Consider the following 14,032-nt stretch of genomic DNA (forward strand, 5'->3'; position numbering starts at 1 on the left):
TGGTCCTCCTTCGTTTACCGGATGGTCCTCCTGGTTTCTTTCCCTTTCCAGAAAAAGCAAAAAAACCTTTTGCCCAGCGCAAAAAGGTTTACTCAACATTGAACGTCGAACACGTCCTTCTGTCTCGGTCCCTTCGGCTCTGAGCAGAATCCGCCGCGTATCCTCTGACGGTATTCGGTTGGCTTGGCCTTGCGCTTCCGGCAAGTGCGGTTCGCCTAACGGCGATACCACCTCACGCATGATCAGTATATCACGGACCGCCGCTTCCGTCCAATAGACTGCAGGGGAGCGTCAGCTCCCCGTCGTCTCCCCGAACTCGGCGGAAAACACCGTCTTCGTCTCTCCGTTCGCAAGCCTGACCTTTAAACCGCCGGACTCGTCGAGGCTGACCGGCACGCCCTCCACCGTTCCTTGCGGCGTGCGGAGAACGGCGGGACGGCCCAGCGTCACCGAATGGGCTTCCCACAACGAACGGATCGGCGCGAAGCCCCGATCCCGGTAAAGGTCGTACAACCGTTCGAATTCGTCCATGACGGCGGCGATCAGCCGGCTGCGGTCGATCGTCTGGCCGGAGGCCATTTTCAGGGAAACGGCTTTATCGAGCAATTCCTCCGGATAATCTTCGGGATCCAGATTCGCCGAGATCCCCATGCCGACGATGACGTATTTCAACCGCTCGTCCTCGGCGGACGATTCAAGCAGGATCCCGCTTATTTTTTTACCGTTTACGAGCAGATCATTCGGCCATTTTATGCCGATTTCCAACGGAACGACCCGCGCGATGGCGCGGCTCAAAGCCACGGCTGCCAGCAGGGTCAGCTGCGGCGTGAGCGGCAGCGGGATTTCGGGCCGCAGAAGAAGGCTCATCCAGACGCCTTTGCCGGCCGGCGACAGCCAGGAGCGGCCCATCCTTCCCCTGCCTTGCGTCTGACGCTCCGCGACGACCAGCGTCCCCTGCGGAGCCCCCTCTTCGGCCAGCTTGCGAAGCTCGTCCTGCGTCGAGCCGACATCGTCGAACAACTTAAGGCGGCGTCCGAACTCCCGGGTGACGAGCTTGGGCAGCAGCTCTTGAAGCGAGAGCCGGGATGGCCGTCCGTTCAGCCGGTATCCCAGCCTCGGAACCGCCTCGATCTCGTATCCTTCCGCTTCCAGCTTGCGGATCTGTTTCCATACCGCCGTCCGGCTGACGCCGAGCTGCCGGCTGATTTCCTCCCCGGAAACGAAAGCTCCCGCTTCCGCCTCCAGCAGAGACAGCAATGAAGTTCCGCTCAAACGTCCCGCCTCCTTCGTCCTTGCATTCGCACTTACGATTCTTTGAAAGCTTCCGCCGCCCGAAGCAATGCGGCGTTGTCGTTCGGAAGGCGTCCGAAGGCCACTTCTTCCAGCAGGCTTCGAAGCACCTTAGCGACCCACGGCCCGGCCGGGCGATCCCAATGCCGCGCCAATTCGTCCCCGCGAACCGCCAACTGGCGGACGGAATCCGCAGGAAGCTCCTCCAAGCATTTCAGGAGCGCTGCATGACCATGACCATTGCCGGTCCCCGCTCCTATCGCCGCGAGCCAATCCGATGCGGCGGGCTTGCCGAAATCGAGGACCGCCGTAATGAAGGTCGCCCGGTCACCCGGCGAAACCGCCATCCGTCGGGCGAACGCGACGCCTTGGCCGATCCTCGCCTCCCGCTTGCCGCTCAAGCGGATCGTCCGGCAGAACCGCACCGCTTCCTCCGGCTCCGCACCGCACCGCGACAGCCAGGCGATCCATCTGGCGTCCGTATCGGCGATGTCCCGCAGCTTCGGCCCGACTTCCGCCGCTGTCCGATAAGCGAGCATGCCTGCCTTCAGTCCGGCCGGCAGCGGTTCCTTCAAATGCGCCATAAGCCCGCTTCTCGCGAGCAGCCGGCAAGCCCTGTCAGGATCCGCGCCCGCCATCATCTTGTCCCACTCCGCGCCGATCCGCTCCATGGCCACGAAGCGCAAGCGCTGGGCCTGCGAACGGATGCCGCGCCAGACCGACTTCGCCAACCGGAATCGGAACGCGGCGGCGAAACGGATCGCGCGCACCATACGGAGCGCGTCCTCGCCGAAACGGCGGTCGGCGTCTCCCACGCAGCGGACGATACACGCCGACAAATCCTCGCGGCCTCCGTAAGGATCGATCCATTCGCCCTCCAACCCGGCCGCCATCGCGTTGATCGTGAAGTCGCGCCGCGCCAAATCCTCCCGGATGTCGCGCACGAACGCGACGGAATCCGGCCTCCTCGCGTCGGAGTAGCCGGATTCCGTACGGTAGGTCGTCACCTCGAACGGCGTTCCTTCATGCATCACCGTTACCGTGCCGTGCTGTAGTCCGGTTGGGATCACCCGCTCGAACGACGCGGCAACCTGCTCAGGGTGAGCGGACGTGGCGACGTCCACGTCATGGAGAGGCCGGCCCAGCAGCCGATCGCGGGCGCAGCCGCCGACCAAATAGGCTTCGAATCCCCGTTCCTGAAGCTTGCGAACGACCTCGAGCCCCATCCTCCACAACCGTTCATCCGCATCGGTCATTTGGCCGATCCCTCCGTATAAGTCGGGCTCAGCCGTTCCGGGGTCCGCACGTTACGCCTGGCAGACCGGGATCGACACTTCCACGGGAAGCCCGAGTACCCGATAATAGATTTCCTCGTATTGCGCGCTGATTTTCGCGTCGCAAAATTCGTGGCGTGCCCGCTGAAGGCATGCCTCGCGAAAATCTGCGTAGCGTTTGGTGTCCTGCAGCAGCTCAACCGCGAAAGCGGCCATTTGATCCGTGTCGCCGACCGGAGCCAAATACCCGGTCACGCCGTGCTGCACCAGCTCGGGTATGCCGCCGGCGAGAGAGCCGATCGTCGGCACGCCGCAAGCCATCGCTTCGAGGGCGACGAGACCGAAGCTCTCCTTCTCGGAAGGAAGCAGCATGAGATCGGCGACCGACACGACTTGCGCCACGTCGTCCTGCTTGCCGAGGAAAATGACCCGGTCGGTCAGTCCCATTTTCGCGATCTTCGTCTGCAGCTTCGGCAAATCCGGCCCTTCCCCTACGAGAATGAGCTTGCTCGGGATTTTGGCGTTCACCTTGGCGAAAATGTCGACCACGTCCATTGTCCGCTTGACCGGCCGGAAGTTCGAAATGTGCATGAGCACCTTCTCGTGCGGCTCCGCGTAATCGCGGCGAAGGTCCGAGCATTCGCGAGGGTAATAAATTCTCTTGTCGACGAAGTTATAGGTCAGGTCGATCGGCTCCGAAATGTCGAGCAGCTCGCGCGTTTCCTTGATCAAGTCTTGGCTGACGGCGGTGACCGCATCGCTCTTACGGATGCCGAGACGGATGATGTCTTTGAGCGCTTCGTTCTGGGCGAGCACCGTAATGTCGGTGCCGTGCAGCGTCGTGACGACCTTCAGGCCGTCCCCGGACATTTCTTTGGCCAGGTAGGCGCAGATGGCATGCGGCACTGCGTAGTGAACGTGCAATATATCGAGACCGACGTTTCGCGCCACCTGATGCATCTTGCTGGCCAGCGACAAATCGTAGGGAGGGTACCGGAAAACGTAGTAGTCCGTCACTTCGACTTCGTGATAATAAATATTCCGCTGGAACTTGCCCAGACGGAAAGGCATGCTGTGGGCGATAAAATGGATTTCATGGCCCTTCTCCGCCAATATTTTGCCGAGCTCCGTGGCTACGACGCCGGAGCCTCCGAGCGACGGGTAACAGGTGATGCCGATTTTGAGAGGCCGGTTCATCGGTTTCCTCCTTGCCGCCTATCCGTTCCTTCGCGGGAACGGCTTGCGTTTATCTAATGTATGAGAGGCGGCTTGACCTTTAAGCCAGCCTTGCCGTGCGGTGCTTCAGAAGAGGTCGAAACGGACGGGGCCTTTGGCGATGAAACCTTCGGCGAAGGCCATCCGTTGGGGCTGGCCGAACAGCTTGTCCCGCGCCGCGACGTTATCCAAATAGCCTCGCGTCAGCGGTGTTTCCACCCAATCGGCCTGCGCGCCGAACGGCTCGAATTGCGAGCGGTACGCCCTCAGGGCGGCCATTTTGCGTTCCTGTACATCCGTAATATCGACGATAACGCCGGGAGCATGCACGTCATTTATGAAGTAGAACATGAGTTGGTCGACCGTCCATGCCGGTTCATGCGGCATATACCGGCGAAGCTTGGCGTTGAATACCGCTTCCTCCGCCATTCGGCTGCATGCGATATGGTCCGGATGGCGATCGACGTGATAAGGCGCGAACACGAGCCGCGGACGGTGGCGGCGGATGGCCGAAACCATCGGGTCCAGCTGCTCCGGCACCAAAGCGAGGCGCCGGTCCGGCAATCCCAGATTTTCGCGGACCGTCAGGCCCAGCTCCCGGCTGGCCGCCTCGGCTTCACGCTGCCGGGTATCGACGTCTCCGTTGGAAGACATCTCGGCAAACGTCAAGTCGATGATGCCCACTTTGCGGCCGGCGAGGACATGCTTGACGATCGTTCCTCCCATGCCGATTTCCGCGTCGTCGGGATGCGCGGCGAATATGAGCAAATCGAGTCCGTGGGTGGAAGCGGCGGTCATTCTTCGATCCCCGGCTTGTATTTATGTACGAGTTCGCGCCAAGCGAAATCTCCCCGGTCGACGGCGCGAACCAGGATTTCGGCCGTCGCGATGTTGGTCGCGAGCGGGATGCCCTGGACGTCGCACAGCCGGAGAAGCGCCGTGATATCCGGCTCGTGAGGCTGGGCCATCAGCGGATCCCGAAGGAAAATGATCAAATCCATCGTGTTTTCCGCCACCCGGGCTCCGATCTGCTGATCGCCCCCGAGCGGGCCGGACATGAAGCGGTGCACCTTCAGCGAGGTGCTATCCATGATGCGCTGGCCCGTCGTTCCGGTCGCGTACAGCCGGTGGGGCGCCAGCACGTGTTCGTAGGCGATGACGAAATTCACCATCTCGTCTTTTTTGCGGTCGTGCGCGATCAACGCGATATCCAACATCGGTCGTGCAGCTCCTCTCCGTCAGTCCATGAAATGTTCGAATCCGTAAACCATACCCGTCACGTTCATGATTTTCTTGATCGCGACGTTGACGCCGGGCATGTAGCCTGCACGATCGTAGGAATCGTGACGGATTTTGAGCGTTTGCCCGAAGGCACCGAAAATGACTTCCTGCTGCGCGAAAACGCCGGGCAGCCTTACGCTATGTATGCGGAATCCGTTGTAATAGCCGCCTCTCGCCCCTTCGATGACCTCTTCCTCCTGAGGATTCCCCTGCCTCAGCTCCTGCCTGCTCTGGGAAATCCATTCCGCGGTTTTGATGGAAGTACCGGAAGGAGCGTCGAGTTTTTGGTCGCCATGGTATTCGATGATTTCCACGTGGGGAAAATATTTGGCAGCCATGGACGAGAACTTCATCATCAAAATCGCCCCGATCGAGAAATTCGGAGCGATCAAGCCTCCGATTCCTTTGTCCCGGCATTGCTTGTCCAATTCGTCGATTTGTTCCGTCGTGAACCCGGTCGTGCCCATGATGGGCCGAACGCCGTAGGAGATCGCCGTCTCGGCGTTCGGCATCGCGGCCTTCGGACTCGTGAAATCGACCAGTACGTCAGGACGGGCGGCAGCCAACGCCGACTGCAAGTCCGGCGTTACCGTCACGCCGGTGTCCGGCTTGCCGACGAGGGAGCCGGCATCAGCCGGGCCCGACGTGCGGGCAACCGCCGCCGCCAGCCGCAGCGAATCGTCTTCCAAAACCATGCGGACCACTTCGCGGCCCATGCGCCCGGTGGCGCCGGCTACCGCAACGGAAATTCTTTCAGCCATGAGTGCGTATCACCTGTTTCTTCTAGGTTTAGGATGGGAAAATCGCGATTGCAGCATTCTTCGCCGCTCCGCCCGATATTCCTGGAGCAGGCGAGCGGCTTCCGCATGCTGCGGATAAAGGCGCAGCGTCTCGCGCATGCAGGCGATGGCGCTCCGCAGGTCGCCCATCATCCGGTACGACAGCCCGAGCAGCAGCTTCGCTTCGGCGGACAGCGGATCCAGCTTATCCGCTTGGAGCAGCAGCTTCGCCGCATCCGCGGCCCGGGGTTCCGGGAGCTCGAGCAAATCCCGGGCCTCCTGGATCAAACGCCTGGATTCGATCGTCCGCAGGTTGAGCGCGTAGACCGGATCGTCCGGATCCAGTTCGACCGCGCGCTTGGCGTACGATTCGGCCAACGCCGTTTTCCCGCTTCTCGAGCAGGTCACGGACGCGCTATAATGGTAAGATGCGTTATCCGGCTCCCGTTCGATCGCTTGGGCGAACCAATGGACGGCCGACTCGAAATCCCCATGCAGAATCGCGTTATACGCCTGCCGAAGACACGTTTCCCCGTCCATGCCGTCCGTCTGACCGTACGTTTCCATGCCGACCATCCTCCTTCCTTCCTCGTCCGGGGATGGTACAGCATATGAATTTTACGGCGTATCGGTGTTGAGGCGGGTCCACCGGTCGGCGTCCCGGGTATTGAACTTATGCATGACGCGTTCATGGGCCTTCGTTAAATCGATGCCCAGCGCGTTGGCGAAGCACAGGACGATAAAGAAAACGTCGCCTAATTCCATCTCGATGGAATTGTCGGCTTCGTCCTTTCTTTTGGGCTTCTCGCCGTAGAGATGATTCACTTCCCTTGCCAGTTCGCCGACTTCTTCCGTCATCCGCGCAAGCATCGACAGCGGGGAGAAGTAGCCTTCCTTGAACTGGGATATGTAGGCGTCGACCTCGCGTTGAATGTCGGAAAGCGGTTTGTTTGCGAGTTGAAGCCCTGCGATACGGGATTCTCCCATGCTCCGATTCCTTTCTGTATCAGCATTCATCCCTATGTTAGCGTAAGACGTAGGCGAAAACAAATCCATTTTTCCGCTGCATTCGACAATGACCTGAAGGAGTATATCGCGCATGAAGAACCGCCGATTTTGGAATATCGCCCGCACCTGGAGCTTGCTTGCCCTTGGAACCGCCCTGTACGCATTCGGACTGCAGTATTTCATATTGCCGAATTTGCTCATGGAAGGCGGAGTGACCGGGATTTCCGTCCTGCTCCAATACGCGGCCGACATTCCGGTGTCCATTTCCACCCTCGTCATCAACTTGCCGTTGTTCATTCTGGGTTGGCGGCAGCTCGGCCGCGACGCGATGATACTGACGATCGGAGGCACAGTGCTTCTGTCGTTGTTTCTGTGGGTGATGGAACGCGCGGTCGAAAAAGGATGGATCGTCCCCTTCACGACGGAACACGATTTCATCCTCGTCGTCCTCTATGCCGGATTGACGCTCGGCGCCGGTCTGGGACTCGTGTTCCGGGCGGGAGGCACGACCGGAGGCGTCGATATCATCGCGCGCATCCTCCACCGTCTCCGGGGATGGAGCATGGGGCAGATCATCCTGACGCTCGACGTCGTGATCCTGGGGACTTCGCTCATTTTCATCCCGAAAGAAAAAGTGCTGTACACGCTCGTGAGCGTGTTCATCTCCTCCAAAATCATCGACTTCATCCAGGAAGGCGCGTATGCGGCCAAAGCGTTCACGATCATCTGCGAGGAGCCTGAAAAGCTGGCCGAGGCGATTACAGATGAACTGGAACGCGGCGTCACGCTGATGCCCGCCGTCGGCGCCTATTCCAAAGCCGCCAAAACCGTCGTGTATTGCGTGGTCAGCCGGTTCGAAATCCGCAAATTAAAAAGCCTCGTCCGTCTTCACGACAAACGGGCTTTTATCGTCATCAGCGACGTTCACGACGTTCTGGGGGAAGGCTTCCGCGAGGAGTGACGGGTTCGGCGCGGCGGTATCGCTGCCAGCCCGCCCACGACAGTACGGTGACGATGAACGTTCCCATAAGGGCCGACCAGCCCCAAGGCGGACCGGCTGCCGGAGCGATCACGGCCGTCTGGGTATCCCGCTGTCCGGGAAACAACCCCTCCATCGCATCTTGAAGAGAAGGAACGAGACCGGCAAGCAATCGGGGATCCGGAGTTGCCGCGCCGAGCACGCGCTCCGCGTACCGCAGCACCGAGTCGGCCCGCTCCGTCAAATACGGCTCCGAACGGAGCAGTACAGAAGTCCGAATGATCGCGTAATGAGCTTGAAGCCGGCCCAGCGCCTCCTTCGCTTTGGCGATGCCTCCCGTGTCTTCCAGCGCTTGCCCGATGCCGCGCACGTCTTCCGCGAGCACGGCGCGGTAACGGTGCCACATCGGCTTGTCCGGGTGGACAAGAGCGTCCGCGGCCAGCCGGATTTCCGCCGCCGGCCCCTGCCAATTCGCCGGATTGGCCGATACCGGAGCGATCGCCCGCTTCATTACCGCAACGCTGCGCGCCAATGCCTCTATGCCTTCCGCGGACGCCACGCCTTTCATCGGAAGAGAACGCAGCCGCTGCTCTGTTTCCCTCACGCTCTTCCGGAGCTCCGCCATGTCGCCTTTTAATGCGGCCGCATACAAGGCTTCCGCGGATCGGTTAAACGCTTCGGCTTCCGGGGACACCGAAGCATTCGCCGGCGCGGCGTTCGCGGCTGCGGCGGCCGGCAAAGCAAACAGCCAAATCGCGGCCAGCCAAGCCGCCGCGCAAGCTCTCCAAAACACGGACATCCCCTCCTGCCCTAAGGGTATGAGGGGATGTCCGCATTTAGAACAAGCTGTCGGAGCGTCGCGTTTAACCTTCGCGGGCATCCGCCGGCAGGAACCGGCATGCCCAGGCAGCCGCAACGCTTAATGCCGTTAATAATACAGTGAAGATACAAACGCCGGTTAAATCGTCATAGAGTTCCGACGGTAAATAAGGAAACACGTCGAACGTGTAATCGACCGTATCGTTCAGGAACGTCCACAGGGCCGCCGCGAGCAAGCTCCATAAGCCGAATCGGAAAAACCGCGCGTACAGCAGCGCGCACACCGCCATGGCCGAATGGCCGATCATCAGCATCCAAGCGGCCCCGTCGAGCGCCGAGCCTTGCGAATATCCAGCCAGAATAATCGCCGTCGCCCATATGCCGTATTTGACTGAAGTCACGACCCCCAGCGCCTCGATGACGCCGCGTATCCCTCTGATCCATGGGTTGCGCGGCCGCCGGGGCCAAAGCCATAGGAACAGAACGGCGAGTGCGAACCATAAGGAAGCGGTCGGGCTGTCCGGCACGAAAACGATCTGCCAGTGAGGATGCTCGTTCCATGTCGAGATGAGCTGCTCTTTGTACCAATAATAGCCGTATACCGTTCCCGGGATATAGATGAGCATCATCGGCCACAGGATGGACGGGTGCATCAGCAGACCGCGGGACCAAAGCAAGCGAAGTTCCAACTCAATCGCCCTTTCGCACAGAAATCGACGTTATCGTCTTACATTGAAAAAAGCGGCACTTATGTGCCGCTTTTTCATGTTGCGTTATGCTTACGAGCCTGCTTTCTGTTTCTCCAGCCAGGTCGCGATTTGATCGATTTGTTCCGTGGTAAGCTGACCTTTGAACGACGGCATCGCTCCGTTGTTCCGGCCGTTGGTGATCGTCTCGACGATTTGCTCTTTGTTCAGACGGTCGCCGACGCCGCGCAGCGCGGGTCCGCCGCCGCCTTCCAGCTCGGAGCCGTGGCAAGCGATACATTGCGCTTGCTGCATCGTTTTGAATGCCGGATCGTCCGCAGCCACCATTTCCGGGATTTTCTCCTTGCCCGGTACCGGGCGGGGAAGTCCCTTCTCGACCGCTTCGCGAGCCTTGATTTCGCGCTCGATATGCTCCGGCACCGTGCCGGTCAGCTTCAGCTCTTCCTGGTAGTGGTTCCAAGAAATCCACGTCAGGTAAGTGATGGCCACGAGCGAAAGAACCATCAAGGACGAAGTGATCGGACGGCGGTAGAAGCGGCGCTCTTTGCCCGTATCCAGGAACGGGGCGAGCAGCAGAGCGATGAAAGGCAGTCCGGACATGGCGACGACGCCGAAACCGACGTAGCTTCCGGACGTATAAGGATACTTCAGCATCTGGTACAGGAACAGGAAGTACCAGTCCGGCATCGGAATGAAGGAACCGTTCAGCGGATCCGCCGGATAGCCGAGCGGAGCCGGTTCGGACATGACCAGGACCAGGAATCCGACCAGTACGACGACGCCGACCATCCATTCCTTGAGCAGGAAGTTCGGGATGAACGCTTCGGATTTGCCGGGAAACGCCGTGTAATCCGGCGGAGGAGTCGCCGCGCGATCGCGCTTGCGAATCCGCGAGTCGCCTACGAAGACGACTTTTTCATTCGGATCGTGTTTATGTGCCATCGGTGGATTTTGCCACTCCTCTCTCTTAAAGCGGCCCCGAAATGCCCTGTTTGCGAATCATGAAGAAGTGAGCGGCAAGCAGCGTCAGCAGCGCGCCGGGCAGGAAGAACACGTGGATCGCGAAGAACCGCGTCAGCGTTTGCGCGCCGACGATCGTGCCTCCGTTCATCAAAATCTTGATGTATTCGCCAAGGTAGGGCACGGAGCCGGCAATTTCAAGACCGACCTTCGTGGCAAAGTAAGCTTTGTTATCCCAAGGAAGCAGGTAGCCCGTGAAACCGAGACCGAGCATGACGAAGAAAATCAGCATTCCGACTACCCAGTTCATTTCGCGCGGCGCCTTGTAGGAACCCGTGAAAAAGACCCGCAGGGTATGTAGGAACATCATAACGATAACGAGGCTCGCGCCCCAGTGGTGCATGCCGCGGACGATAGCGCCGAACGCGACTTGGTGCTGAAGGTAATCGACGCTGTAATAAGCGTTGATGATGTCGGGGACATAGTACATGGTCAAAAACATACCCGACAAGATTTGGATGACGGTGATGAAGAACGTCAATCCGCCGAAACAATAAACGAATGCGGAGAAGTGGTGCGCCGGGTTGACGTGCTCAGGCACCTCATGGTCGGCGATGTCCCTCCACATCGGCGTAATGTCCAGACGTTCGTCGATCCAGTTATACATGCCTTTTAACATGAGACGAAACGCCCTCCTTCTACTTCACGTGCTGGTTCGGTTCCAGCGGTCCGAGGTATACCCAGCCGCCCTCGACTTTTACTTGATACTCGTCAAGCGGCTTCGGCGCTACCTTGAGGTTCTTGCCGTTCTTGTCGTACCTTGCGCCGTGGCACGGGCAGTGGTACAGGTTAGGCGCTTCAGCGCCGCTCCATCCGATCAAACATCCCAAATGCTTGCACACCGGAGACAGCGCGAAAACCTTGCCCGCAGAGTCCTTCGATATCCAAGCCTGAAGCTTCGGATCGCTTTCGTACCAGCCGTCCACCTGATGGACTTTGAAATCCACCTGCTGCGGCTCGTTCGTCACCTTGCTTTCCTCGATGACCTTCACGAAACTGCCTGCTTGCTTAGGCTGCAAAAGAGGATCGACGGCAAAGCGGATCATCGGCAGGATGGCCCCGCCCGCCATGAAGGCTCCGGCTCCGCCGAGGGTGTACGACAAAAATTGACGGCGCGTCATCTCTTTGCGCTTGACCGGCTGATGCACGGTTTCTTGCTGCTTATTGTGGTCCATTCTTCAACCCCCTTCGCCAACCAAACTCGCGTCCCACACGGACTTTTCCCTTCTGTTTACAAGGACATAACTATAATATCCCACGCGATTTGGAGCGTCAAGAATAGGCAGGTCCCGTTTCTCCGCTTGCTTCGGACGGGAAACCTAAAATGTTCTCAAATTGTCACATTTCACCGAACCCCGGTTTGCCTATTGTTCTCCCGAACCCGCGAAAACTATTCGCGGTCTCCTGCTTCTTCCCCGGCGGCGGCGGATTTCTTCGCCCCCTGCGTCCGCCAGAGTTCGGAAATCGCCTTGCGCAGCGCTTCGGGATCCGGTTTTTCTCCTGCCGTTCCGGGCTGGACGACGAGATCCGCTCCCGCCACGCCATCCAGAAGTCCCGGCCGGCCGGAGATCAACACGACGTAGCGGAAACCGGACGAACGGAAAGAATCCGTCAGCGCGGACAGCTTGTCCGCCGATTCCCGGCTCCCGTCATAATAATGAAGCGCGGGCAGCGTTACGGTGCGCCCTTTGAACGTCTGCTCCAGAGGGAAAAGCCAATCGCCCGCGCCCATCGCCATCTCCGCCATTTCGTACGGAGCTTCTTCTCCCGCCAATCCCGTCACGGGAAGCAGGCAGGTGTCCAAATACGTTTGAAGATCGGGCCAGCCCACCTCATCCAGTTCGCTGAATTTCATGAAGCCTCATGTCCTTTCCTGCCGTTTCTCGAAAACCCCTTTTCCATCCTACTTGAAAACCGGAGGCGTGAAAAGCAAAAGAAAGAACCGTCCGGCATACCGGACGGCCTTGCGGGTTTCCCGTGCGGAACGGCTGCGCGAGCGGTCATGAACCGAACGATTTCAATTCGTCCGTCAACTGCTTGAACTTGCCTGCGTCCCCTTGGGCGAGCGCTTCGTCAATCGCCTTGTAAATGCTTTCTGTCCGGTATTTGCGCAGCGCTTCGTCCAGGACCATTTCGGCCGCCAGCCCCAGCATCGTCTCATAGGCGACTTTCATGTTGTCCATTGCGGTGCACCTCCGAAATCCGGTTTATAGTAAAAGCATATTCACCTATTCCGACGCGGCACCGTACGATGGCCCCCATCCGCGTCAATGTACTGCCGCCTATCGGCTCTCTCATCCCGGTCGGCCGATCGTTTCCAAACGCAGGGTGTCTTCAAAGGTGAGGGCGATGCCGGATACGACGGCGCTCCCTTGCGGCGTCATCTTGACAAGCGCCTCTCCCGACGACGTCTCCCCCCAGCGGAGCAAGCCGAGATGCATCATCATGCCGAGCACTCTCCGTTCCAGCACGTCCTGCTCTTGGTCGAAATAATAGGAACGGATAAGCGGCCTTAACACCTCGAACAAGGAAGAGACCGTGGTCCAGGCCGCCGAAAGGCGGTTCACCCACTGGACGAGAGCGGTCAGATTGGCGATCGGCCCTTTGTACACCCGGAGCCAGAATCGGTACAGCTCGGCCGGATCGATGCGCCGCTGCCCGTCTGCCGTATTCAACCCTTCTTCCGTAACGATTAACCGGTCCGGATTCTCCCGAATCAACCCTTCATAGTAGGCGAAATCGTAGAGCAGAGAGAACCGGTCGGGGTAATCGCGGAACTTCCGGCCATAGCCGAAACGCCATCCCGTTTTGCCTGGTCCTTCCTCCCGAACGGACATCAGCTCCAGCACTTGGCCCAACTGCCTTTTGTACAAGACGCCGTCTACGGATAGCGGACAATCGTTGTCCCTGACGTATTTGAGGAAGACGGTCAGGTCTTCCGCGAGCAGCCCTCTCTCGTCCCGGTAGACGGGAGGCTCCTCCCGCTCTTCGAGACGAAGGCGGAATTTGCGTTCCAACGCGTCGCACAGCCGGCGTTTCACGTCTTCCGGCACCTGATAGAGATAACGGGTTTGCTGGGAGAATCCGTTAAACAGCCATCCGAAGCGTTTGAACCGGGTGATCGTCTGCCGAGCCGTGTCTTCCGGCCCTGCAGGTTCAGCCGGCACGGCTTGCTTTTTCTTCGACCGGGTTCCTTTCGCTTTCGCATCCGGCTTCGGGGCGGGCTTCCCGGATTCCGGCAAGACGGCCGCCGCGGCCGTTACGGCGGTACCGATCGCGCGCGCTTTCAATTCTTCCATGCTGTAAACCATTCGGTTCTCGAACAGCAGGGAGTTCAGGAAGCGCAAATCGTCGCCGCTCATCTCCTCCATTCGGCTTTCCAGCACTTCGCGCCGGTGGATGACCGTCAAGATCGATTGGATGAGCTCGTTTTTGGAATGGCTGCCGGTATGGCAGTCATAGGTCTGGGCGATGCGCGTCAATTGGTCAATGTCGGCGTAGCACAGCATATCCGCCAAGTTCATCGGCATTCCCCGCTTCAGGAGGATTTACTTTCCAGTATCGTCCCCTCCCGTCCGGTTTAAACGTAAGGCAACGGCCCGCGACATGAGAAAAGGACCGGACGCTTGCCGTCCGGCCCTTGCTGAAACTTCTATAGAG

The 14,032-nt window shown here is 59.4% G+C and carries 17 protein-coding genes; 1 reads left to right on the forward strand and 16 read right to left on the reverse strand.

From position 1 onward, the window contains the following. Positions 1-291: 291 nt before the first annotated feature. The 8 genes from EAV92_RS08995 to EAV92_RS09030 form a co-directional block, all read right to left on the reverse strand. Positions 292-1,272, reverse strand: a complete 981-nt coding sequence (locus EAV92_RS08995; RefSeq protein WP_123040768.1) for a biotin--[acetyl-CoA-carboxylase] ligase — start codon at positions 1,270-1,272, stop codon at positions 292-294. A gap of 32 nt (positions 1,273-1,304) precedes the next feature. Beyond that, entirely contained in the window at positions 1,305-2,546 is a 1,242-nt protein-coding gene (locus EAV92_RS09000) for a CCA tRNA nucleotidyltransferase (RefSeq protein ID WP_123040769.1), read from the reverse strand. 51 nt (positions 2,547-2,597) lie between these two features. Then, the gene (gene bshA, locus EAV92_RS09005; protein ID WP_123040770.1) at positions 2,598-3,761 is read right to left on the reverse strand and encodes an N-acetyl-alpha-D-glucosaminyl L-malate synthase BshA; all 1,164 of its coding nucleotides are present in this window, start codon (positions 3,759-3,761) and stop codon (positions 2,598-2,600) included. 105 nt (positions 3,762-3,866) lie between these two features. Further along, the gene (gene bshB1, locus EAV92_RS09010) at positions 3,867-4,577 is read right to left on the reverse strand and encodes a bacillithiol biosynthesis deacetylase BshB1 (RefSeq protein ID WP_123040771.1); all 711 of its coding nucleotides are present in this window, start codon (positions 4,575-4,577) and stop codon (positions 3,867-3,869) included. Next, on the reverse strand, positions 4,574-4,996 hold the full coding sequence (locus EAV92_RS09015; protein WP_123040772.1) for a methylglyoxal synthase: 423 nt from the start codon (positions 4,994-4,996) through the stop codon (positions 4,574-4,576). Before EAV92_RS09015 ends, bshB1 begins: the two co-directional genes overlap by 4 nt. A 21-nt stretch (positions 4,997-5,017) precedes the next feature. Continuing rightward, complete coding sequence (gene dapB, locus EAV92_RS09020) at positions 5,018-5,821, reverse strand: 4-hydroxy-tetrahydrodipicolinate reductase (protein WP_123040773.1); 804 nt, start codon at positions 5,819-5,821, stop codon at positions 5,018-5,020. 9 nt (positions 5,822-5,830) lie between these two features. Then, a complete protein-coding gene (locus EAV92_RS09025) occupies positions 5,831-6,406 on the reverse strand; it encodes a tetratricopeptide repeat protein (protein WP_164472701.1) in 576 nt (191 codons plus the stop codon). Positions 6,407-6,457: 51 nt separating this feature from the next. Next, entirely contained in the window at positions 6,458-6,826 is a 369-nt protein-coding gene (locus tag EAV92_RS09030) for a nucleotide pyrophosphohydrolase (protein ID WP_123040775.1), read from the reverse strand. A 112-nt stretch (positions 6,827-6,938) separates the two neighbouring features. On the opposite strand from EAV92_RS09030, the gene EAV92_RS09035 reads away from it, so the two are divergent. Beyond that, complete coding sequence (locus EAV92_RS09035; RefSeq protein WP_123040776.1) at positions 6,939-7,808, forward strand: YitT family protein; 870 nt, start codon at positions 6,939-6,941, stop codon at positions 7,806-7,808. On the opposite strand, the gene EAV92_RS09040 is transcribed toward EAV92_RS09035, so the two are convergent. The 8 genes from EAV92_RS09040 to EAV92_RS09075 all read right to left on the reverse strand — a co-directional run bounded on the left by EAV92_RS09040 (position 7,762) and on the right by EAV92_RS09075 (position 13,896). Then, positions 7,762-8,619 carry a sporulation protein YpjB gene (locus tag EAV92_RS09040; protein WP_164472702.1) on the reverse strand — a complete coding sequence of 286 codons (858 nt, stop codon included), beginning with the start codon at positions 8,617-8,619 and terminating at the stop codon, positions 7,762-7,764. The two genes, EAV92_RS09035 and EAV92_RS09040, sit on opposite strands and share 47 nt — an antisense overlap. 70 nt (positions 8,620-8,689) lie before the next feature. Further along, the gene (locus EAV92_RS09045; RefSeq protein WP_123040778.1) at positions 8,690-9,334 is read right to left on the reverse strand and encodes a DUF1405 domain-containing protein; all 645 of its coding nucleotides are present in this window, start codon (positions 9,332-9,334) and stop codon (positions 8,690-8,692) included. 90 nt (positions 9,335-9,424) lie between these two features. Next, positions 9,425-10,294: a c-type cytochrome gene (locus EAV92_RS09050; protein WP_123040779.1), complete on the reverse strand. Its 870-nt coding sequence runs from the start codon at positions 10,292-10,294 to the stop codon at positions 9,425-9,427. 25 nt (positions 10,295-10,319) lie between these two features. After that, positions 10,320-10,991 carry a menaquinol-cytochrome c reductase cytochrome b subunit gene (qcrB, locus tag EAV92_RS09055; protein ID WP_123040780.1) on the reverse strand — a complete coding sequence of 224 codons (672 nt, stop codon included), beginning with the start codon at positions 10,989-10,991 and terminating at the stop codon, positions 10,320-10,322. Between the two features lie 19 nt (positions 10,992-11,010). After that, a complete protein-coding gene (locus tag EAV92_RS09060; protein ID WP_123040781.1) occupies positions 11,011-11,547 on the reverse strand; it encodes a Rieske (2Fe-2S) protein in 537 nt (178 codons plus the stop codon). 215 nt (positions 11,548-11,762) lie between these two features. After that, positions 11,763-12,227, reverse strand: coding sequence for a DUF2487 family protein (locus EAV92_RS09065; protein WP_123040782.1), 465 nt, complete (start codon positions 12,225-12,227; stop codon positions 11,763-11,765). A 145-nt stretch (positions 12,228-12,372) separates the two neighbouring features. Then, complete coding sequence (locus EAV92_RS09070) at positions 12,373-12,555, reverse strand: IDEAL domain-containing protein (RefSeq protein WP_123040783.1); 183 nt, start codon at positions 12,553-12,555, stop codon at positions 12,373-12,375. A gap of 111 nt (positions 12,556-12,666) precedes the next feature. Further along, on the reverse strand, positions 12,667-13,896 hold the full coding sequence (locus tag EAV92_RS09075) for a hypothetical protein (RefSeq protein WP_164472703.1): 1,230 nt from the start codon (positions 13,894-13,896) through the stop codon (positions 12,667-12,669). Between the last annotated feature and the right edge of the window lie 136 nt (positions 13,897-14,032).

It is taken from the genome of Cohnella candidum, from assembly GCF_003713065.1.
In the GTDB taxonomy this organism is placed as follows: domain Bacteria; phylum Bacillota; class Bacilli; order Paenibacillales; family Paenibacillaceae; genus Cohnella; species Cohnella candidum.

Bases quoted from the DNA above. Each gene is read 5' to 3' on its own strand.
- EAV92_RS09000 (WP_123040769.1), bottom strand. From the start codon at position 2,546: ATGACCGATGCGGATGAACGGTTGTGGAGGATGGGGCTCGAGGTCGTT.
- bshA (WP_123040770.1), bottom strand. From the start codon at position 3,761: ATGAACCGGCCTCTCAAAATCGGCATCACCTGTTACCCGTCGCTCGGA.
- bshB1 (WP_123040771.1), bottom strand. From the start codon at position 4,577: ATGACCGCCGCTTCCACCCACGGACTCGATTTGCTCATATTCGCCGCG.
- EAV92_RS09015 (WP_123040772.1), bottom strand. From the start codon at position 4,996: ATGTTGGATATCGCGTTGATCGCGCACGACCGCAAAAAAGACGAGATG.
- dapB (WP_123040773.1), bottom strand. From the start codon at position 5,821: ATGGCTGAAAGAATTTCCGTTGCGGTAGCCGGCGCCACCGGGCGCATG.
- EAV92_RS09025 (WP_164472701.1), bottom strand. From the start codon at position 6,406: ATGGAAACGTACGGTCAGACGGACGGCATGGACGGGGAAACGTGTCTT.
- EAV92_RS09030 (WP_123040775.1), bottom strand. From the start codon at position 6,826: ATGGGAGAATCCCGTATCGCAGGGCTTCAACTCGCAAACAAACCGCTT.
- EAV92_RS09035 (WP_123040776.1), top strand. From the start codon at position 6,939: ATGAAGAACCGCCGATTTTGGAATATCGCCCGCACCTGGAGCTTGCTT.
- EAV92_RS09050 (WP_123040779.1), bottom strand. From the start codon at position 10,294: ATGGCACATAAACACGATCCGAATGAAAAAGTCGTCTTCGTAGGCGAC.
- qcrB (WP_123040780.1), bottom strand. From the start codon at position 10,991: ATGTTAAAAGGCATGTATAACTGGATCGACGAACGTCTGGACATTACG.
- EAV92_RS09060 (WP_123040781.1), bottom strand. From the start codon at position 11,547: ATGGACCACAATAAGCAGCAAGAAACCGTGCATCAGCCGGTCAAGCGC.
- EAV92_RS09065 (WP_123040782.1), bottom strand. From the start codon at position 12,227: ATGAAATTCAGCGAACTGGATGAGGTGGGCTGGCCCGATCTTCAAACG.
- EAV92_RS09070 (WP_123040783.1), bottom strand. From the start codon at position 12,555: ATGGACAACATGAAAGTCGCCTATGAGACGATGCTGGGGCTGGCGGCC.
- EAV92_RS09075 (WP_164472703.1), bottom strand. From the start codon at position 13,896: ATGAACTTGGCGGATATGCTGTGCTACGCCGACATTGACCAATTGACG.